Source organism: Corynebacterium sp. HFH0082, assembly GCF_000411235.1.
Lineage (GTDB): Bacteria > Actinomycetota > Actinomycetes > Mycobacteriales > Mycobacteriaceae > Corynebacterium > Corynebacterium jeikeium_D.
On the sequence record NZ_KE150404.1, the window covers coordinates 649206 to 668403 of the forward strand.

Here is a 19198-nt window from a genome sequence, read left to right on the forward strand (position 1 = left end):
GCCCCATGACGACATTGGGACTGCTCAGCGCGCTGGCGACACGGGGTATTGACGTGCTCGCTGACCTGCGCGCCGCACTCCCGGAAAAATCCACCGGGCACCGGGAGTTGGCAGCCAGCATCGGCTTCGACCCCTTCCGGCTCAAGCGCCTGCTGCGCTGTGCGGAGCGACTGTTCGGCACGGTCGAGAAGGATGTTGACGTCGAATCCCGCGACAAGGCCGTCGCGATCGCCCGGGAGCTGAAGCTGTCGCTGGACACGGTCATGCAGATCGACAAGCGCTCCGGGCAACTCAACAACGTCGAAATCCGGGAGTACTACCGCCTGGACTTCACCCGCGCCGCCGCGGCCTACGACTTCGAGGGCCTCGACACCTACATGCGCACCAAGGTCAAGGAGCTCAACCGCACCGACGAGCCGCCGCAGCACCTGCGCGCCCACGTCTCCCGGAATCCGGACATCCGCGGGATGAAGCATCTGCAGGTCACCGGTCCGGCGAACATGATTGACGACCTGGTCGCGCCGCTGACCGTGCGCGCAGCTGAAATCGCCAAAGCGCACGAGGATTACACCCGGGATCGGTGTGTCGGTCAGGCGCTGGCAGAACGCCTGGCACACGGGTCGGAGGGGCCGCTTGACGACGTCGACAAGCTCCGTTACCAGCCCGCGCTCATCGTAACCGCGCAAGACATCGTGGAGTACAGTCCGCGGTTTGCGGCGACCTCCAACGGCTCCGTCCTCACTCCCGGACAATTCGTCGAGGCATTGCTCGCGGACACCGGCTGGGTGCTGGTCTACGACGAGCACAACACTCCGACCGACCTACTCCCGATACACAACCCGCGCCTGGCGACGGAGGAACAGCGCATCGCGATGATCCTCGACAACCCCATCTGCGCGTGGCCCGGGTGCCCGCGCCCCGCCCACGCCGGGCAGGCCCATCACCTGGTCGCCAGGAAAAACGGCGGCGCCACGACTATGGAAAACATGGTCATGACCTGCAAAGAACACAACGCCGCCAACGATGACGACAGGCAAGGCCTCAACGGGCACCTCGAGCGTGACGACGGCTCCGGCGCGGTCTACCGCCACCCGCCGTCTCCGCACGCGCCGCCCGAATTCAACCTTGCCTACCCGACAGCTCTCGCGGGGCGGGCCTACTCGGGCTACCGTCAGCGCGAATAGCTTTACAGATATACCCGTAGGGGGTATACTTTGGGGTATGGCTAATCAAACTTTTACTGTTACTGGCATGACATGCGGACACTGCGAGGCATCGGTGCGGGAGGAAGTCTCTGAACTCCCGGGAATCACTGATGTCCAGGTTGACCGCTCCCGGAATTTCCTTTCCGTGACCTCGGATGCAGACATCGACATCGCTGCCGTAATCGCAGCAGTGGATGAAGCTGGCTACAAGGCGGTCGCAAACTAAACCCCCAAAGAGGAAAGCGGATGTCTGAGCAGCAACTTCTCACCCTTGATATCCCCGTCGGCGGGATGACGTGTGCGTCGTGCGCAAACCGTATCCAACGCAAGCTGAACAAACTTGATGGCGTTAACGCGAGCGTGAACTATGCGACCGAGAAGGCGCATGTGGAGGCGCCGGCGGACATCAACCCGCAGCAACTGATCGACACAATCGTGGCAGCGGGGTACACCGCTGAGCTTCCGCAGGAGGAGCCCGAACAGGAACCGGGTGCTGCTCCCGAAGGGAAAGACCGGGAGCTGGAAGACTTGCGCAACCGAGTCATCGGCGCTGTCATCCTCACCGCTCCCGTCATCGCAATGTCGATGATCCCTGCCCTCCAGTTCACTAATTGGCAGTGGCTGTGTCTCACGCTCTCGGCGCCGGTCTTTGTGTGGGCCGGCTGGCCGTTCCACCGCGCGACACTGAAGAATCTGCGTCATGGCGAGGTCACCATGGACACGCTGATCACTATGGGGACGACCGCTTCGTTCCTCTGGAGTGTGTGGGCGTTGTTCTTCGGGCGTGCCGGGCTGCCGGGGCTCAAGCACGAGTTCCACTTCACGGTCACTCCTGGTGATGCCGATATGAACATCTACCTCGAGGCGATGGCCGGCATCATCATGTTTGTGCTGATTGGTCGTTACTTCGAGAAGCGCTCCAAGCGCAACGCCGGTCAGGCACTCCGGGAGTTGATGAAGCTTGGCGCCAAGGATGTCTCCGTTCTCGAAAGTTCGGGAGTGGAGAAGCGGCTGCCCGTGGAACAGCTCCGTCCGGGAGTGGTGTTCGTCGTTAGGCCTGGTGAGAAGATCGCGACGGACGGCGTTGTCGTGGAGGGCGCGTCGGCGGTGGATGCGTCGATGCTGACCGGCGAACCGATGCCTGTCGAGGTCGGCCCTGGCGATGAGGTGACGGGGGCGACGATCAATACGTCTGGGCGGCTGCTCGTGCGGGCGACGCGCGTGGGCTCGGAGACGCAGTTGGCGCAGATGGCGGCGATGGTCGAGGCGGCGCAGACGGGTAAGGCGCCGGTGCAGCGGCTGGCGGATCGGGTTTCGGGAGTGTTCGTGCCCGCCGTCATCGCGATCGCCGCGGTCACGCTGGGCGCGTGGTTGTTTACGGGGCACGGCGCGAGTGAGGCGGTCACGGCTGCGGTCGCCGTGCTCATCATCGCGTGCCCGTGTGCGCTTGGCTTAGCGACGCCCACAGCGCTCCTGGTCGGCACGAGTGAAGGTGCCAAGGCGGGTGTGTTGCTGCGCGGCCCGGAGGTGCTGGAGTCGGCGCGGAAGGTCGACACGGTTGTGCTGGATAAGACCGGCACGGTGACTACGGGTGTGATGGAGGTGACGGAGGTCCCTCCCACTCCCGAAAATCTGCTGCCACTTGCCGCTTCGGTGGAAGCGGCGTCGCACCACCCGATTGCGCAGGCGATTGTGCGCGCGGCGGATCCGGATTCTCTACTCCCGGTTTCTGATTTCCGGGATATTCCGGGAGTGGGGGTTGAAGGCACCGTGGATGGCCACCGCATCGAGGTCGGTCGCTCCGGGGAAAAATCCGGGAGTGGGGGGACGGTGGTTGCGGTGCGCCGCGACGGCGAGCTCCTGGGCACATTGGAGGTGTCGGATTCGGTGAAGCTGACGTCGGCGGCTGCGGTCGCGAAATTCCGGGAGTGGGGGGTGCGGCCGATTCTGCTGACCGGCGACGCCGCCGACCCGGCGTTTCGGGTCGCAGATGAGGTCGGTATTGCTCGCGAGGATGTGATTTCGGGAGTGATGCCGGAGGATAAGGTCGCGACGATTGAGAAGTTGCAGGCTGGCGGCGCGTGTGTGGCGATGGTCGGCGATGGCATCAATGATGCTGCGGCTCTTGCGCAGGCGGATTTGGGCATGGCGATGGGCACGGGCACCGATGTGGCGATGGAGGCTGCGGATATCACGCTGGTGCGTGGTGATTTGTTGGCGGCTGCGGATGCGCTGCGGTTGTCACGCCGGACGCTTCGCACGATTCGTTCGAATCTTTTTTGGGCGTTTTTCTACAACGTTTTGGCAATTCCCGTCGCCGCGCTGGGGTTGCTGAATCCGATGTTGGCTGGCGCTGCGATGGCGTTTTCGTCGGTTTTTGTGGTCGGCAACAGTCTGCGTCTGCGCGGTTTTTCTCCGAGTCAACCAGCTATTCAAAAAGGAGTAACTCATGAGTGAGTCTTGTTGTTCGTCGCAATCGCATTCGCTTGACGACGATTCTTGCTGCCATGACACCACTGATCCCGGTTACCTCGCGGAGAAGCGGCGTTATGAATCCCGTATCCGTCGCATTGAGGGGCAGGTTCGTGGCATTGGTCGGATGATTGAGAACGAAGAGTACTGTATCGATGTTTTGACCCAGATTTCGGCGGTGAATTCGGCGTTGAAGTCGTTGGCGTTAACTCTTCTGGATGCTCACCTCCATCACTGTGTGGTGCATGCGGCTGAGGGCGGCCCGGAGGAGTTGGACGCCAAGCTGGAGGAGGCCTCGGCGGCGATTGCTCGGCTGGCTAAGTAACTCCCGGAAAAATTCCGGGAGTGGGGGGGCGAAACAGCAGTCGGCAGTCGGCAGTCGGCAACCGGAGTTGGTTGCTGTTGGTGGCACCGATTGCGAAGAAGTACCGCTTAAATGCCTCGTTTTCCCTGGTAGGGGGCGCGTTTTGGGAAAATGGGGTTTGTTGGGTAGTCTTTAACGACGTTGGAGGATTCGACTAGCGGCCTATGTCACACGCCTGGAACGCGTGCGGGAGTCACATCCCTCGTGGGTTCAAATCCCACATCCTCCGCAGAGTGAAGACCCCCGGTTTACGCCGGGGGTTTTCTTGTATTTATGCAGGTGAGTGGATTTGCAGTGTATGCCGGGGGCGGGTTAAGTAAAGAAAAGTGTGTCTTTTCCGGGCGTGTTGCGGTTATTTGATCCAGCCTTTTTGGATGCCGAGGTTGTGTTGGTAGCTGGTGTCGATGGCGGTGTCGTATTCTGCTGGTGCACCGATGTCATTGGTAGTGGCTGTGGTGTTGTGGGTGATCAGGTCTGTTGCTGTGGAAAGTGCGTCTTGACCCCATCGTTGGTCCCTGGCGATCTTGACCGGATCGTCAGGGACTTCTGTATGTAGATACAGCCACCAATCCATCACTGTGCGTTGATGCGGTAGTGATAGTCCGCGGTGTCTGCGGGCTAGTTCTTTTATGGGGGCGTTGATGCCACCTTCGAGGCTGTTTGTTGTTGCTGCAAGGTTGTCGGGGTCGATGGTTGTTGGTGGGGGTTGCAGGTAGGTAAACAGCAGGTCTCTGCGGTGCAGAGATAGCAATGATTGATAGGCCGCTCGGACGCGTTGGTGGGTGTAGACCTTGGTGTAGGCGCCGGTAGCAGGGTCTTTGATGGTGGTTTTCTCGTTCATCCATTCCCGGTAGGTGTGGTCGAATTCGTGCAGGTGGGCGACCCATGTGGATGCTTGGTCAAGGTCGGTGATGCGAGTGAGTTTCAGGGCTAGGCGGTAGAGGGTTTTGCCGGCATCGGTGCGGGGGTTGCTGGTGGTGTGGCGGCGGACTGTTCGTTGGGCGTGGACGAGGCAGCGTTGGATGCGTGTTGTTGGCCAGCAGTGGTGGATGGCTGATTGGGCACCTTGTCCGCCGTCTGTGACTGCGATTAGTGGTGCGGCAATGGGGCGTAGGAGTTCGGTGTAGGCGGCGGTGGTTTCGTGTCTGGCCCAGGTCCAGTTGATGACGTGGGTTTTACTGGCTGCGATCAGGAGGCATCCGGACTTTAGATAGGTCGCGTCGAGGAAGATTTGGTCATGGATGCGGAATGAGTCGATGGTGGGTGTGGGGATGATCCACCAGCACCATCGGAATCGGTGGTGCATGGTTTGCCTGGTTACGCCATGGTGTGCGGCGAAGGTGGTTAGAGATTGGGTGCCGGTGGCCCATTGGATGAACAAAGCCATGGTGGCGGTGTTTTTGTTGTGGGTTTGGGTGTTGCGGGTAAAGGAGTGTCCGCAGTGGGTGCAGCGCCAACGGGTGGTTGATTTGCTGGTGGTGCCGTTTTTCTTTGTGTTGTTGCCGCATAGTGGGCAGCTGGGGCGGTTGGTGGTCATCCTTTAATCCAACCGGTGTGCGGTTAGCACAAATGTGGCCGGAGGTGCGGGATGGTGTGGGTAATAGCTTTCGGGGAGCTATTCTTTGGTGATTTGTGGTGTGTGGTCTGGGGTTATGGTGGCATGCGGACACACTTTTCTTTACTTAACCCGGATTTGCAGTGTATGCCGGGGGCTGCGGGGAGGCGGGGAACTGTCATGGATGCTGTCATGGATGCTGTCACGAAACTGGTGACGAATCCGTGGTGGCAACGCCCTGATTAGTGTGGCAGTTCTTCGCTGAACGGTGCGGCGAGCGCTAGCAGTGTGACTTTTTGCGTGGGCCTGTAGTAGGCTGTCTTCACGGATCCCATGTGGCGTCCATCTCGTGAACTCCCCCAGGGCAGGAATGCAGCAAGGGTCAGCGAGCTCTGACGGGTGCGTGGGGTCCCCTTTTTTTATCCCCGGCGTTCTTCTGGCACTTATGGCTAGGTTTCGGGCACTTGTCGGCGGTTTCCTGTGACCTATCGATGTTTTTTCGGCACTTATCCCCGCGAAATTGGCCAGGCCATTTCACCTATCGATGAGCTATTCACTTATGGCCACGCTGCAGCGCATCGATAGGTGAATACCTTGGCCACAAGTGGTCGCGTTCGCTGGTCTGGAAGAATACTGTGCATGAGCGATGCAGACGACACGCGAGTGCCACCACAGACAACACGAGAACCGCTAGAAACTCCAGGACCACCAGAAACCCGAGAAACCCCAGCGCCAATGGGCGTGTGGGACTCCTTCCGGTTCGCAGTTTCTTCACCGAAGCGCCTGCGCACCGAGCTGCTGGCCGGTGCTGCGGTGTCGTTCGCGCTAATCCCCGAGGTCATCTCGTTTTCCATCCTGGCGGGCGTGGACCCGGCGGTGGGGCTGTTTAGCTCGGTGATTATGGCCATCGTGATTGCCTTTACGGGTGGCCGCCCGGCCATGATTACTGCTGCCGCTGGTTCGGTTGCGCTCGTCGTCGCGCCGTTGTCGCGGACGTACGGGATGGATTACCTCATTCCAACGGTGCTGCTCGCGGGTGTGTTGCAGATTGCTTTTGCGGCGCTGGGTATCGCTAAGCTGCAGCGTTTCATTCCGCGCGCGGTCATGATTGGCTTTGTTAACGCGCTGGGCATCCTCATTTTCACTGCGCAGCTGGAGCATCTCATCGATGTGCCGTGGCTGGTATATCCGCTGGTCGCTTTTGGTATTGCGATTATGGTGTTCCTGCCCCGCGTGTTCACCGCGATTCCGGCTCCGCTGGTGACTGTGCTCGTCGTCACGCTTGTTGCGGTGGTGGCGGATTGGCGCGTGCCGAACGTGAGCGATATGGGCGAGCTCCCGGAATCCCTCCCGCAGCTGCTGATCCCGAATGTGCCCTTGAACTGGGAGACTCTGCAGCTGATTGCGCCGTATTCGGTGGGCGTGGCGATTGTCGGCATCATGGAATCGCTGATGACGGCGAAGCTCGTGGACGACATCACCGACACACATTCGGACAAGACCCGCGAGACGTGGGGGCTGGGCGTGGCGAACATCGCGGGCGGTTTCTTCGGCGGCATCGCTGGCTGCGCGATGATCGGTCAGACGATGGTGGGTGTGAAGGAATCGTCGGGACGCACTCGCTTGACGACGCTCTTTTCCGGTGTCTTCCTGCTCATTCTGGTCCTTCTGCTCAGTTCTGCAGTTGGAGTGATTCCGATGGCGGCGCTGGTTGCGGTGATGGTCGTGGTGTCGGTGGACACGGTCGATTGGCGCTCGATTTCCCCGCGGACGTTGCGTCTGATGCCGCGTTCGGAGACGGCGGTGATGCTGGTGACGGTCATCGCCACGCTGGCGACGGATAACCTCGCCATCGGGGTGATTTTGGGTGTGGTCGTGGCGTCGCTGATGTTCGCGCGCCGTGTCGCTCACCTGGTCAGGATTGAAGTGCTTGACGACGACCCCAGCGCCCACTCCCGGACGTACAAGGTGCGGGGTCAGTTGTTCTTCGCCTCCAGTAACGACCTGGTGTACCAATTCGACTACACCGATCCTGCGCAGCGGATTGTCATCGATATGTCTGAGGCTGAGATTTGGGATGCTTCCACGGTGGCGGCGCTGGATTCGGTGCGGGTCAAGTTTGCTGACCGGGGCAAAGAGGTGGAAATTATCGGCTTGGAGGGGCCGAGTAAGCAGCGTCTGGATGCGCTGTCGGGGAAGTTGTAGAAATCCCAATCCGGGGTATGCCTTACACTTGGTTGCAAAGCCGGATGCGGCGCGGGGAAAAGCTTTCCGTGCCAGTTTTGTCAGGTTTTAACTTATGTCCGATACCTGGGAGGGTGCGTACACCATGGCCGTGGATTCCTTCGATGTTCAGCAGCTGGCGGCACACAAGGATGAGTTTGCGAAGGCATATGAGGAACTGAAATCCCGTAACCTCGCACTGAATTTGACTCGTGGTAAGCCGTCGTCGGAGCAGCTTGATTTCGCAAACGCCCTGCTGGGTCTCCCAGCGCCGGATTACATTTCGGCTTCTGGGGAGGACGTCCGCAATTACGGCAACGCCAAAGGCATTACTGATATCCGCGCTATCTGGGCGGAACTGCTGGATCTGCCGGTGGAAAACGTCCTGGCGCAGGATGCTTCCAGCCTGAACATCCAGTTTGACCTGATTTCGTGGGCCATGCAGTTCGGCAATGTGGACTCGGAGCGCCCGTGGAACGAGGAGCCGGTGCTGAAGTGGCTGTGCCCGGTTCCGGGGTATGACCGGCACTTTTCCATTACGCAGCACTTCGGCATTGAGATGATCCAGGTGCCGTTGAACGAAGACGGTCCGGATATGGATGTCGTGGAGAAGCTGGTTGCCTCCGATCCGCAGATTAAGGGCATGTGGAATGTCCCGATGTTCTCCAACCCGACGGGCGTGACCTACAGCGCTGAGGTCTGCCGCCGTCTGGTTGAAATGGAGACTGCCGCTCCGGATTTCCGTCTGATGTGGGATAACGCCTACATGGTTCACACGCTGACGGATGAGTTCCCGGAGGTTCACAACGTCATTAAGTGGGCGGAAGAGGCCGGTAACCCGAACCGCGTGTGGGCTTTCGGCTCGACTTCGAAGATCACCTTCGCTGGTGCTGGCGTTGCTTTCTACGCTTCTTCGGACGCCAACTTGGAGGATTACCTCAAGCACGCTGGTATCCGCGGCATTGGCCCGAACAAGGTCAACCAGCTGGCTCATGCCAAGTTCTTCGGTGACGCGGAGGGCGTGCGTGAGCAGATGCGCCGTCATGCCGGTTCGCTGGCTCCGAAGTTTGAGAAGGTTCTGCAGATTCTGGATGAGCGCCTGACGGAGTACGGCGTGGCAGAGTGGTCGAAGCCGACCGGCGGTTACTTCATCAACCTCGACGTGGTTGATGGCACTGCTCGTCGCGTGGTGGAGCTGGCTAAGGAGGCCGGCATTGCGCTGACCGGTTCTGGTTCTTCCTTCCCGCTGAAGCAGGATCCGAATGATCGCAATATCCGCCTGGCACCGTCGCTGCCTCCGATGGAGGAGCTCGAGGTTGCTATGGATGGCGTCGCTACCTGTGTGCTGCTCGCCGCCGCTGAGAAGGCGACTGCGTAGGCCAAGTAAGCCAGGTAGGTCGGGATAGGACTATATGAACTTCGAAGAGACGAAGTTTTGGATCTCCGGGCTTTTCCCCGGAGAACCCCAGGTCGGCGAGTATGTGACGGAGCTGCCGGCCAGTGGTCGGCACGGGCAGGAACACGATTCGGCTCCGCTTCGGGTCGCTGAGTTCTCGCTTTACGACGGGCCGGACGGCCAAGCGAACGAGCGTCGTCCGGAAACGGCAGCCGCCACCGTGGAGTTGGGCCGCAACTACTGTGGCCTGACCGGCGCAGCAAAGACGGATATCCGCGTGGAGCTCTTCTCCGTCGCATACGCTGATTTTCCCGTGGCCACCATGGTCGCGGCCGCGGGAGCGCTGGTGGAGGAAGAGCCGGAGTTCCTGTCGCCAATTCCGGGCCGTGTCATTCCGAATGCGGTGCGGCTGGCGGCCGATCAGGTGGCCGAGGTAGGGGAGTCGTCGTCAAGCACTGCCTTTACCGTGGCGCACGTGCTGTGCACGGTGCCGTACGTGTGGAGCGACGGGGTGCCGAATGTGTCCGAGATGCCGGGCAAGATCAGCCTGCATGAGGGTGATGTGGAGTCCCCGCAGGGACGCATGACCACGATGACGCAACTGGTGCCAATTACGGATGCGGAGCTGGTGTTTTATGAGCAGCAGGGGCCGCAGGCGCTGATGCAGAAGTTGGCCGAAGTAGATGCTGACCTGCGGGATTGGTGCCGTGAGTCGGTTGTTTCCCAGGAGGGTTCGAACTAGCCGATCCGGGGTGGAAGGTAGGCTGAGCACGTGGCTCTGTATAGGAAGTATCGTCCGGCATCGTTCGCCGAAGTGGTGGGGCAGCGGCACGTAACTGACCCGCTGTCGGCGGCGTTGGAATCTCGGGATGCGCAGGGGCGTCCCAACCGCATTAACCATGCGTATTTGTTCTCCGGGCCGCGTGGCTGTGGCAAGACCTCGTCGGCGCGCATTATGGCGCGCAGTTTGAACTGTGCGGAGGGGCCGACGGCCACACCGTGTGGCCAGTGTGCGTCGTGTCGTGCGCTAGCGCCGGGCGGTCCGGGCAATTTGGACGTTATTGAGCTGGACGCGGCTTCCCACAATGGTGTGGAAGATATGCGTGAGCTGCGGGAAAAGGCTATCTTCCAGCCGGCGGAGTCGCGCTATCGCATCTTCATTATTGACGAGGCGCATATGATTACCGCTTCGGGTTTCAATGCGCTTTTGAAGATTGTGGAGGAGCCGCCGGAGCACCTCATCTTCATTTTTGCGACCACGGAGCCGGAGCGTGTGCTGCCGACTATTCGTTCGCGTACGCATCACTACCCGTTCCGGTTGTTGACTCCGCCGGATATGCGCGGGCTGCTTGAGCGTGTGGTCACGGCCGAGGGCGTGCGGGTAGAGCCGGACGTGTATCCGCTGGTCATCCAGGCCGGTGGTGGTTCGCCGCGTGACTCGCTGTCGGTTATGGATCAGCTCATTGCCGGTTCCGGCACCAATGGCGTGGATTATGAAACGTCTGCGGCCATTCTCGGTGTCACTGACAGCGTGATCATCACGGATGCGATTGAGGCGCTGGCAGCGGGCGATCGTGCGGCCATGTTTAGCGTGGTCGGGCGTGTGATTATGTCGGGTCAGGATCCGGCGCGGTTTGCCTCGGATCTGCTTGGCCGGGTGCGTGATTTGCTGGTGCTGTCCGCAGTGCCGAATGCGCTGGAGCAGGGCTTGGTGGAGATCCCGGAGAGCCAAATCGACGGTGTCCTGGAGCAGGCCGGGACAATTCCCCCGGCGACGCTGACGCGCTTCACGCAGGTGCTCTCTGATGGTCTGCGGCACTTCCGCGGCGTGACGTCGCCGCGCCTGCTGCTCGAAGTCCTCTGTGCGCGCATGCTCCTGCCCGCCACCGAAGACTCCGTGGAGTCGCTGCTGCAGCGCGTAGAAGCGTTGGAGCACGGCAGGCCCGCGCTTGCCGACGGCTCGGGGGCCGCAACCCCCGCAGCGGCACCGGTGTCTTCCGATGCGGGTGCGGCTGAAGCGTCGCCGATGCAGTCTGGCCAGTCGGCTCGGGAGGCGTGGCGCCAGCGGAATGCCCAGCGTAAGAAGGGTGCGCAGTCGGCTTCGGTCACTCAGCGCGGACGTACTGAGCAGGCAGCGCCAGCGCAGGCACCGTCGCAACCTCAGCCCCAGCCGGGACCGCAGCCTAAGGTTCAGTCGGAACCCGTTGAGCAGCAATCGGCACCAGCGGCAGCGGTGTCGCAGGAGTCGGTAACTGAGCCGAAGCCTGCACCAGAAGCACCTACTGCGCCCGCTGAGCAGCCTGAACAGCCTACGCAGGCTACGCCGGCCGAATCAGTTGAGCAGCCTCAGCAGGCTGAACAACCGCAGCAGCCTGAATCGGCTGAGCAGCCGCTGTCCGAGGAAGAGGCTCAGGCAGAGAAGATTCGTGAGTTCCGTCGGAAGATGGCGGAGCATGCCCGGATTAGCGAGCAGCAGACTCGGGCGCAGCTTGCACAGGAGCGTGAGCAGCAGACTCGTGAGCGTGAGGGGGAAGGCGGCTCCATGTCGATTGTCGAGGAGGAGCCAGTTGTCTCTTCCTCGCCAACACACTCTGAACAGCTAACCCAGCCGACTCAGGCCGCACAGTCTGAACAACCAGCCCAGCCCGAGCAATCAGCCGAGTCGGCACGGCCAACTCAGGCCGCCCAGCCCGAGCAGCCTGAACAGCCAACGCAGACTACTCAGTCGCCAGAATCGCAGCCGGAACCGCAGGTTCAGCCAGCACCAGAGCCAGCACCGCAACCGGAACCAACACCACAGCCGGAGCCCGAACCTGCACCCGCCGGTATCGAGCAAATCCGCGAGCGCTGGCAGGACATCCTTGCAGCTGTTGACGGCCCGCACGCGTTCCCCATTCGTGTACTGGCCGAGCAAGCGGTACCTCTCGATGTCGAAAATGACAGGCTCATCATCGGGCACAGCACAGGAGCGCTCGCTACCAGGCTAAACACACCGGATTACGCACAGGCACTGTCTGCTGCCGTAAAGCAGGTGACGGGTTTCAACGGCCAGGTGCGCTGTGTCGTCGGTACGCGCCCGCGCGCACCGCGTTCAACAGCTACTGGTGGTGTTGCTGGGGAGGATGATTCGTCGTCAAGAGGTTCGTCCTCGCCGAACGACACCGCCCCTGCACCGACACCAGCAGCATCGGCACAGCCGAAAGCACCCGAGCCCGAGAAGCCGACGCAACCGGAACCGCAGACGCAGCCAGAGCCAGCATCGCGCCCGCAGCGGTCGTCGGCCTACGCATCTGTTGCTGAGCGCCGCGCAAAAATCGAGGCTGCCAAGCGTGCTGCGATGGGGCACCAGGCAGGTCACGACCAGCCAGCGCAGCCACATCAGCAAAGCCAGCCAAGCCAACCGACTCAGCCGAACCCGAACCCGGTCCATCAACAGCCGCAACAGCAGCCAAACCAGCCGCAGCCGCAGTCGTTCCTGCGCGCGGCGCAAGCCAATGCCCAGGCAAATGCCCATGCTCAGGCCAATCAGGATTCGGGCTTCGGCGGCGTCCCGCTGCCACCAGAGCCCATGGAGGAGTTCGCTCCGCCAGAGGGCGCAGAGGGCGCAGGGGGCTACGGTTCGCGCACCCCGTCCAACGCCAACACCACCTACAACCCGGTTTCCCAAAACCTGCAGGACAACAACTACGAAGAGGACACCTCCGAGTATTTCGAGGCCGCGAACGAGGTCGGGTCGCTCGATCACCGTTCGCTAAAGGACGTGGTCATGGAGATGCTGGAAAAGGAGCTGGGAGCCAAACCGCTAGAAGACCGCTAGAGCCGTTAGAATGGGGCGGCGATGCGCGTCGTAAAGCAAGGGCGATGAGCCTTTAAGCGTGCGCGTAACTATAAATCAGCACGTAAAAAGCACAATAGTTAGGAAAGTTAGTTATGACTCAGCCAGATATGAACGCAATTCTGCAGCAGGCACAGCAGATGCAGGCGCAGCTGCAGGCAGCACAGCAGGAGATCGTCGCCTCCACCATCGTCGGTGAGGCCGGTGGCGGTCTGGTCAAGGTGACTATGCAGGGCTCGGGCGAGGTCACGGACATCGCCATTGATCCGAAGGTCGTAGACCCGGAGGATGTCGACGGGCTGCAGGACCTGGTCCTCGCTGCTTTCCAGGACGCTACCGCTAAGGTGCAGTCGCTGGCAGAGCAGAAGATGGGCCCGCTGTCCCAGGGCTTCGACGGTCTCGGTGGCCTCGGTTTCTAAATTAGCTTTTCAGACCAGTAATTGTAGGTAATTATCATTGTTCGAGGGACCACTCCAAGATCTCATTGATGAGTTCTCGCGCCTGCCGGGCATCGGCCCGAAGTCAGCTCAGCGTATCGCTTTCTACTTGATGAAGGCGGAGCCGGAGGACATCGGGCGACTCCAATCCGCGCTGGGGCGGGTGCGCGAGGGTGTGCAATTCTGCCGGGTCTGCGGCAACATCTCGGAAAGCGACGTGTGCCAGTACTGCTCGGACACACGCCGCGACCGTGGTCTGGTGTGCGTCGTTGAAGAGGCGCGCGATATCCAGGCCATCGAGCGCACGGGGGAGTACAACGGTCGCTACCACGTGCTCGGCGGGGCGCTCGATCCGCTCGGCGGCATCGGTCCGAACGAGCTCAATATCCGCACGCTGTTGCAACGTATCGCAGGCGTGCTTGACGACGTCGACGAGACCCAACCCCCCGAAATCCACGAGGTCATCATCGCGACTGACCCCAACACCGAGGGCGAAGCAACCGCGACCTATTTGGCCCGGCTGCTCCGGGACTTCCCGGATCTCGAGGTCACTCGATTAGCCTCCGGCATGCCGCTCGGTGGTGACTTGGAGTTCGTCGATGAACTCACCCTGTCCCGCGCGCTGACGGGCCGGCTGAAGGTCTAGCCGCCGTCCAGCCAACCGGCCGCGCGCGAAACTACAAAACTAGCGCTCGCTCTTCGGACGCGGCTTGGACGGGATGCGCTCTTCGCGCAGCTTATCCACGACCTCGAGGTCCAGCGGAGCCAGGCTCGACAGGTCCTGGTTGGTAGCGCGGGCCAGCAAAAGATCAGCCAGCTGCGGATTGCGAGCCAACACAGGTCCGTGCAGGTAGGTACAGATAATCGAACCCTGCACCGCGCCTTCGGCGCCACCGGTCGGTGTGAGTGCAGAAACATCCACTCCCGGAGCAATCCCGGAGTCCGCCTGCTCCACTTCCGGGCCGGTATTGCCCACGCCACGGACAACCCGACCAAGCGGCTTCGCATCGGCACCCAGGGTCGTGCGACCCATGTGGTTTTCGAAGCCAGTCAGTGGGCTGGCGTCGACGTCGTCAAGCAAACCGTTCGTGGGATCGACGAGCGTGCAGATTTCGCCGATCGCGCGCGACTCCAGCGAATCGGTGGTGCAATCGACAAGGCCGAGACCTGCGACGTCGCGTCCGCCCGCGCGGAAGGAATTGCCGAAGATCTGGAAGCCCGCGCAAATCGCGAGGACCTGCTTCCCGGCCTCGGCTGCCTTTTTGATGCCGCCGTCATTGATCAGATGCTCCACCGCGATGGTTTGTGCGACGTCCTCGCCGCCGCCGACGGTGTAGATATCCAGGTCGGTGGGGACGGCATCGCCCAGCTTGATCGGGACAATCTCGGCGTCAATCCCACGCATCCGCGCGCGTTGCCGCAGCACCAGCGCATTTCCGTCATCGCCGTAGGTGCCCAGCACGTCCGGGAGGATCAGGCCGATAGACAGCTCGCTCATTTACTTTTCCTCCTGTGCTCGTTCGATGTCGCGCTTCAAATCGCGGAAGGCGGTGTAGTTCGCCAGCACCTCAACTCGGGTAACGCTTGACGACGACCCCCGCGCCTCACACGACCGGATCGCCTGCAGCGGATTTGCGACCAACCTCGCATCGATGCCCGCATACAGCAACCGCACCGCGAGGTCAGTTCCGCGTTCGCCCGCGGACAGCACATCCATGCCGTCGAAGTCCTCGAAGCGGACATCCCACAGCCAGGACAGATCCTCGCCGTCAGCGACGTGACCGTTGACTGCGATGACCACTGCATCTGCGGTGCGGTCGACCATGGACAGCGCCTCCTGCCAGCCGGCCGGGTTCTTGGCCAACAGCATGCGCACGTGCTTCTCGGCGCCTTTGTCATCTCTCACAACCATGGTGGAGTAGCGGCCCGCAACGTTGTCGACGGTCTCGGTGGCCCGGAGGGATTTCTCCAGGTCCGCGCCCATATCGACAGCGCCCGCAATCGCCAAGGTGGCGTTGCCGCGATTGGCGTTGCCCGGCAGCGTGAGGTTCATTGGCAGGGTGTCGCCAGCAGGCGTGATGACTCCCTCCGCAGTGATGCGGTAGTCCGGCTCTGGCCGCTTGAACTCCGAGCCGTCCGGGAGTGGCTTCACGGCGTACCAGTTGTGGCCGTCCTGGATGATGGGGCCGCCGGTGCGTGGGGAAGAGGTGGCATCGTTGGTCCAGCCACCGCCCGCGGAGACCCAAATAACCTTCTTGGCATCCCACGCAGCCGATGCGATGAGTGGGTCGTCGCAGTTGGCGATGACCGTCGCCTGCGGGTTAGCGTCCACCGCAGCGCGGAGTGTGGCCTCAATCTTGTTGATCTCGCCGACGCGGTCGAGCTGATCGCGGGAAAGGTTCAGCAGCACCAGGACCTGCGGTTTCAGATCCTCTGCGATGTGCGGGACGTGCAGCTCATCGACTTCCAGGACCAGGCTGTCCGCATCGGGAGTAGCGAGCAGCGCGGAGATGATGCCCGCGTCCATGTTGTCGCCGCCTTCGTTGGTGGCCACGTTGTGGCCAGCGGCGCGCATGGCGGCCGCGAACATGCGGGTGGTGGTGGACTTGCCGTTGGTGCCAGTGATGATCGCGGCCGGGCGTCCCTTGCCGAGGGAGGCCAGAATGCGCGGGTCAATCTTCTGCGCAATCAGGCCACCGATCATGCCGCCCGCGCCGCGACCGGACTTCCGGGAAGCCCAGGTGGCGGCGTGAGCGGCGGATGTGGCGAACCGTGCGCGCAGGCTCGGGGAGCTTGCGCGGTTGCGACTGTGGTCACTTACGTCGTTATGTGAAGTGCCTTCTTTCATAACTGTGTATTTTACTGTGAATAATTCATAGAACGAATGCGCTGGGCAAAAAGCCCGAGCCCTATTTCTCCATCTCGCCGACCAGTCGCAGAAATGCCTCATCGGAAACGATCGGAATGTCCTTCCGGTGGGCATGCATGGCTTTGCCGGTTAGCTGATCCGGCGTCACATCCGCAGGTCGGTTACACACCAGCACCGACGACTCCCGAGTGACCTTCTCCGAGTACGCCAGCCCAGCCCGCACACCCGCCGCAATCAACTCATCCGGGTTCAGCGACACCTCTGGCGCCACGACGAACTCCATGCCCGTCGCGAGCTTCCGCCCCGGCGTATAACGGCCGGGGTTCTCCACGGGGCGCGGCGCTTCCATCGCGTCGACACGCACTACCGAGCGCTGCAGGCCCACAATGTCTTCGCGCAGCTGGTCGGGCGTGTACATGTTCACGGTTGCGCCCGCATCGAGCCCGCCCTGTGCGCGGAACAGCGCAAGCGTGGTGGTGACGTCATCCAACGTCCGCACTCGCTCCGGCACCGAGATGCCAGCAATCGATGCCTCGGGCGAAGGCACATCGAGGCCATAGGCGCGCGCGACGGCGCGCAGGCGTGCGTCGTCAAGCCGTTTGCCCTGGCGACGCGCCGTTTCCAACGTATCGGCAATCCGTGCGGGCGCCGGAATCCGCGCGACGCGAGTGCGCGTACGACGACGCCCCCGCTTATTCCGCGCGGACCGCTCACGATTCGCTTGACGACGGGCCCTCTTGGCCTCGGCAACTATAAAACCCCAGACCAGCGGCGCATTATGAGCAACCAACGTGCGCCCATCGAGCGCGTGCGCGAGCTTGGCCTGAATCACCCCGAATTTCGGAGCCCCCTCGAAGTCCGCGGGCTCGAGGCCGTGGAGGTGTGTCGGGCCGGGATCCTCGGTGGGATTGATGACGACATGCCAGGTGTCCACGATGTTGCCGCTACTGTCGGCGGTGGACACTCCCAGGCTGACCAGCCGAGACGTCTTGGGATGGATGCCCGTGGCCTGGATGGACACGATTGCGTAAGGAGCGTCCTCCGCCGACGAGAACTGTTTGTGCTCGTCAGCGGCCTTTGTTGCGGCGGTCTCGGCCGTGGCCGGTGTGGGTGTGGCTGTGGCCGGTGTGCCAGCGGTACTCGCGCCGGTTGCGGTTGCGCCGGTAATAGCCGCGCTGGTCGTGGCCGCGTCGGTGGTGGTTGAGGCCGGCGTAGCTGCGTTGGTCGTGGCTGCGTCCGTTGTGGTGGAAGCCGGTGCTGTTGGTGGTGTTTTCGCGCCCGCTGCCGACGCGCGTTGAGAACGGCGACGATTCCGCCGCCGCCTCTTCGTCTGAGAAGAGGTCCCAGTCGCTTTGCGCTCCTCGCGCGCCGATTCAGTCATGCCTCAAGACTAGCGGGTGCGCTCACCCGCGGAGAAAGTGACTAGGTTTATGACACTTTGAGCACAAAATTTGCCACGAAAGTGTCATAAACCTAGTCAGTAATTTGGGCACTAGCTCGGCCTCAAGCTCAGTAGGACCGTGGGGCACGGTCATACGGGTCCCGTAAACCACGCAAACTACAAAAACCACGCAAGCCCCAAAAGTTTTCCCCCGACTGGGTGCTCAGCCGAAAAGGAATGGAACCGCGAGGGTAATTTCCGCGCCTTATTAGATAGGGGCCACAAAACAGTGCCACAAGCCAAGGCCACGAAATAGAGCCACAAAACAGCGCCACAAAAATAAGGACGAAATAACTACCACGGGGCAACAGCCACAGGACAACAACCACGGGGCGGGGGAGAAATGGTCAACAAGAAACGCAAGCAACTGGTGGCGGACCAGTTTGGAATCATTAGGCCGGATGACCAGCCGGGGAATGGATACCGCGAGGTCGCAAGGCAAGCGCGGGCCGGTTATCTGGAGCGGCTTTGCCGAGGTCACTATGTAGTCGCGCATGCCTGGGAGGGGCTCCACCGCGAGAAACGCCTGGCTATTACTGCTTTGGCGGTGGTCTCCGAGACGTCGTCAGGCGTCATTTCGGGAGCTGCAGCGCTGGCCTTGCACGGTTCGTGGGTGCTGGTGCGCGATGCGAAGATTGTGGTCGTGGGCGGGAGTCAGGAGTTCCACGGCATCGACTATTGCATGCGCCTGCGCTCGGAGATCCATCTGGATCACACGCAGGGGCTCGCGGACCGGCGGGTCGCGGTGCTCGCGCGTGCGGCCTTCGATGAGTGTCGCGTCCGGTTCAGGCAGAAGGGGCCGGAGTCCGTGTCGTGGCGGGCGGCGGTGTTGGCTGTCGAAGGTGCGCTGCGGCATGGCGCCACGCGCGATCAGCTGGAGGAGCTCCCGGTGCATTATCCCAGCGTGCGGGGCCAAGAGCTGTTTCACCGTGCGCTCGCGGTCTGTCATGGTCGTTGCGAAACGCCCGGTGAGGCGCTGACTAAAGCCGCGCTTCTCGAACTCGGCCTGAAATTCCACGAGCAAGCCGAAATCTGGTCGCGTGGCACCAGCCACAATCCGCCGCACTTTCTCGCCCGCGTGGATTTTTATATCCCCGACCTGCTGCTTGTCGTGGAGTTCGATGGTCACATTAAGTATTCGGCGAGCGAGGTCGCGCCGACGCCCGAGGCTCAGTCCGAGCTGCTCACGCGGGAGACTTACCGCGAGCGTTCGCTGCGCGCAACGGGGCTGGATGTCGCGCGGGTGGTGTGGAAAGAGGTGGAATTGCACGCAGTTCGCTTATCGACGCTCCGTTCAATCCTGATCGAGCGCGAACGCGTGGTAGCCGCAGGTGGGGTGACTTTCCGTGCGGATGTGCGCAATGCCGGCCCGTTGATTGGGTAGTGGGGCCGAGGGGCCGC

Annotated in this window: 15 protein-coding genes, 1 tRNA gene and 1 other RNA gene; 13 read left to right on the top strand and 4 right to left on the bottom strand. The window is 61.8% G+C overall.

Annotated elements, in window-relative coordinates; all coding sequences use genetic code 11:
• The first annotated feature begins 5 nt into the window (after positions 1–5).
• The 5 genes from HMPREF1206_RS02720 to HMPREF1206_RS02740 all read left to right on the top strand — a co-directional run bounded on the left by HMPREF1206_RS02720 (position 6) and on the right by HMPREF1206_RS02740 (position 4270).
• Positions 6–1184, top strand: coding sequence for an HNH endonuclease signature motif containing protein (locus HMPREF1206_RS02720; protein WP_016421864.1), 1179 nt, complete (start codon positions 6–8; stop codon positions 1182–1184).
• Between the two features lie 37 nt (positions 1185–1221).
• The gene (locus HMPREF1206_RS02725; RefSeq protein WP_016421865.1) at positions 1222–1431 is read left to right on the top strand and encodes a heavy-metal-associated domain-containing protein; all 210 of its coding nucleotides are present in this window, start codon (positions 1222–1224) and stop codon (positions 1429–1431) included.
• Positions 1432–1451: 20 nt separating this feature from the next.
• On the top strand, positions 1452–3662 hold the full coding sequence (locus HMPREF1206_RS02730) for a cation-translocating P-type ATPase (protein ID WP_016421866.1): 2211 nt from the start codon (positions 1452–1454) through the stop codon (positions 3660–3662).
• Positions 3655–4002, top strand: coding sequence for a metal-sensitive transcriptional regulator (locus HMPREF1206_RS02735; protein WP_016421867.1), 348 nt, complete (start codon positions 3655–3657; stop codon positions 4000–4002). The genes HMPREF1206_RS02730 and HMPREF1206_RS02735 overlap by 8 nt, the downstream gene beginning before the upstream one ends.
• A 182-nt stretch (positions 4003–4184) precedes the next feature.
• Positions 4185–4270, top strand: a tRNA-Ser gene (locus HMPREF1206_RS02740).
• A 123-nt stretch (positions 4271–4393) separates the two neighbouring features.
• Here HMPREF1206_RS02740 and HMPREF1206_RS02745 read toward each other — a convergent pair.
• A complete protein-coding gene (locus HMPREF1206_RS02745) occupies positions 4394–5578 on the bottom strand; it encodes an IS256-like element IS3503 family transposase (protein WP_011018353.1) in 1185 nt (394 codons plus the stop codon).
• Positions 5579–5919: 341 nt separating this feature from the next.
• Here HMPREF1206_RS02745 and ffs point away from each other — a divergent pair.
• The 7 genes from ffs to recR all read left to right on the top strand — a co-directional run bounded on the left by ffs (position 5920) and on the right by recR (position 14133).
• Positions 5920–6014: signal recognition particle sRNA small type (ffs, locus tag HMPREF1206_RS10915), an RNA gene on the top strand.
• A 317-nt stretch (positions 6015–6331) separates the two neighbouring features.
• Positions 6332–7801: a SulP family inorganic anion transporter gene (locus tag HMPREF1206_RS02750; RefSeq protein WP_016421869.1), complete on the top strand. Its 1470-nt coding sequence runs from the start codon at positions 6332–6334 to the stop codon at positions 7799–7801.
• Between the two features lie 124 nt (positions 7802–7925).
• Positions 7926–9197, top strand: a complete 1272-nt coding sequence (locus HMPREF1206_RS02755; protein ID WP_172620247.1) for an aminotransferase class I/II-fold pyridoxal phosphate-dependent enzyme — start codon at positions 7926–7928, stop codon at positions 9195–9197.
• Between the two features lie 34 nt (positions 9198–9231).
• Positions 9232–9957, top strand: a complete 726-nt coding sequence (locus tag HMPREF1206_RS02760; RefSeq protein ID WP_016421871.1) for a suppressor of fused domain protein — start codon at positions 9232–9234, stop codon at positions 9955–9957.
• Positions 9958–9987: 30 nt separating this feature from the next.
• Positions 9988–13032 carry a DNA polymerase III subunit gamma and tau gene (locus HMPREF1206_RS02765; protein ID WP_016421872.1) on the top strand — a complete coding sequence of 1015 codons (3045 nt, stop codon included), beginning with the start codon at positions 9988–9990 and terminating at the stop codon, positions 13030–13032.
• Positions 13033–13145: 113 nt separating this feature from the next.
• A complete protein-coding gene (locus tag HMPREF1206_RS02770) occupies positions 13146–13469 on the top strand; it encodes a YbaB/EbfC family nucleoid-associated protein (protein ID WP_005511884.1) in 324 nt (107 codons plus the stop codon).
• A gap of 37 nt (positions 13470–13506) precedes the next feature.
• Positions 13507–14133, top strand: a complete 627-nt coding sequence (recR, locus tag HMPREF1206_RS02775; protein ID WP_016421873.1) for a recombination mediator RecR — start codon at positions 13507–13509, stop codon at positions 14131–14133.
• Positions 14134–14172: 39 nt separating this feature from the next.
• Here the strand turns inward: recR and HMPREF1206_RS02780 are convergent, their stop codons facing one another.
• The 3 genes from HMPREF1206_RS02780 to HMPREF1206_RS02790 all read right to left on the bottom strand — a co-directional run bounded on the left by HMPREF1206_RS02780 (position 14173) and on the right by HMPREF1206_RS02790 (position 17737).
• Positions 14173–14985, bottom strand: coding sequence for a type 1 glutamine amidotransferase (locus HMPREF1206_RS02780; protein WP_016421874.1), 813 nt, complete (start codon positions 14983–14985; stop codon positions 14173–14175).
• Entirely contained in the window at positions 14986–16335 is a 1350-nt protein-coding gene (locus tag HMPREF1206_RS02785) for a MurT ligase domain-containing protein (protein ID WP_016421875.1), read from the bottom strand.
• A gap of 61 nt (positions 16336–16396) precedes the next feature.
• Entirely contained in the window at positions 16397–17737 is a 1341-nt protein-coding gene (locus tag HMPREF1206_RS02790) for an exonuclease domain-containing protein (protein ID WP_016421876.1), read from the bottom strand.
• A gap of 403 nt (positions 17738–18140) precedes the next feature.
• On the opposite strand from HMPREF1206_RS02790, the gene HMPREF1206_RS02795 reads away from it, so the two are divergent.
• The gene (locus HMPREF1206_RS02795) at positions 18141–19181 is read left to right on the top strand and encodes a hypothetical protein (RefSeq protein ID WP_016421877.1); all 1041 of its coding nucleotides are present in this window, start codon (positions 18141–18143) and stop codon (positions 19179–19181) included.
• Positions 19182–19198: the final 17 nt, after the last annotated feature.

Excerpts from the sequence above, each read along its gene's own strand:
- HMPREF1206_RS02720 (WP_016421864.1), top strand. The coding sequence starts at position 6 with ATGACGACATTGGGACTGCTCAGCGCGCTGGCGACACGGGGTATTGAC.
- HMPREF1206_RS02725 (WP_016421865.1), top strand. The coding sequence starts at position 1,222 with ATGGCTAATCAAACTTTTACTGTTACTGGCATGACATGCGGACACTGC.
- HMPREF1206_RS02730 (WP_016421866.1), top strand. The coding sequence starts at position 1,452 with ATGTCTGAGCAGCAACTTCTCACCCTTGATATCCCCGTCGGCGGGATG.
- HMPREF1206_RS02735 (WP_016421867.1), top strand. The coding sequence starts at position 3,655 with ATGAGTGAGTCTTGTTGTTCGTCGCAATCGCATTCGCTTGACGACGAT.
- HMPREF1206_RS02745 (WP_011018353.1), bottom strand. The coding sequence starts at position 5,578 with ATGACCACCAACCGCCCCAGCTGCCCACTATGCGGCAACAACACAAAG.
- HMPREF1206_RS02750 (WP_016421869.1), top strand. The coding sequence starts at position 6,332 with ATGGGCGTGTGGGACTCCTTCCGGTTCGCAGTTTCTTCACCGAAGCGC.
- HMPREF1206_RS02755 (WP_172620247.1), top strand. The coding sequence starts at position 7,926 with ATGGCCGTGGATTCCTTCGATGTTCAGCAGCTGGCGGCACACAAGGAT.
- HMPREF1206_RS02760 (WP_016421871.1), top strand. The coding sequence starts at position 9,232 with ATGAACTTCGAAGAGACGAAGTTTTGGATCTCCGGGCTTTTCCCCGGA.
- HMPREF1206_RS02770 (WP_005511884.1), top strand. The coding sequence starts at position 13,146 with ATGACTCAGCCAGATATGAACGCAATTCTGCAGCAGGCACAGCAGATG.
- HMPREF1206_RS02780 (WP_016421874.1), bottom strand. The coding sequence starts at position 14,985 with ATGAGCGAGCTGTCTATCGGCCTGATCCTCCCGGACGTGCTGGGCACC.
- HMPREF1206_RS02785 (WP_016421875.1), bottom strand. The coding sequence starts at position 16,335 with ATGAAAGAAGGCACTTCACATAACGACGTAAGTGACCACAGTCGCAAC.
- HMPREF1206_RS02790 (WP_016421876.1), bottom strand. The coding sequence starts at position 17,737 with ATGACTGAATCGGCGCGCGAGGAGCGCAAAGCGACTGGGACCTCTTCT.
- HMPREF1206_RS02795 (WP_016421877.1), top strand. The coding sequence starts at position 18,141 with ATGGTCAACAAGAAACGCAAGCAACTGGTGGCGGACCAGTTTGGAATC.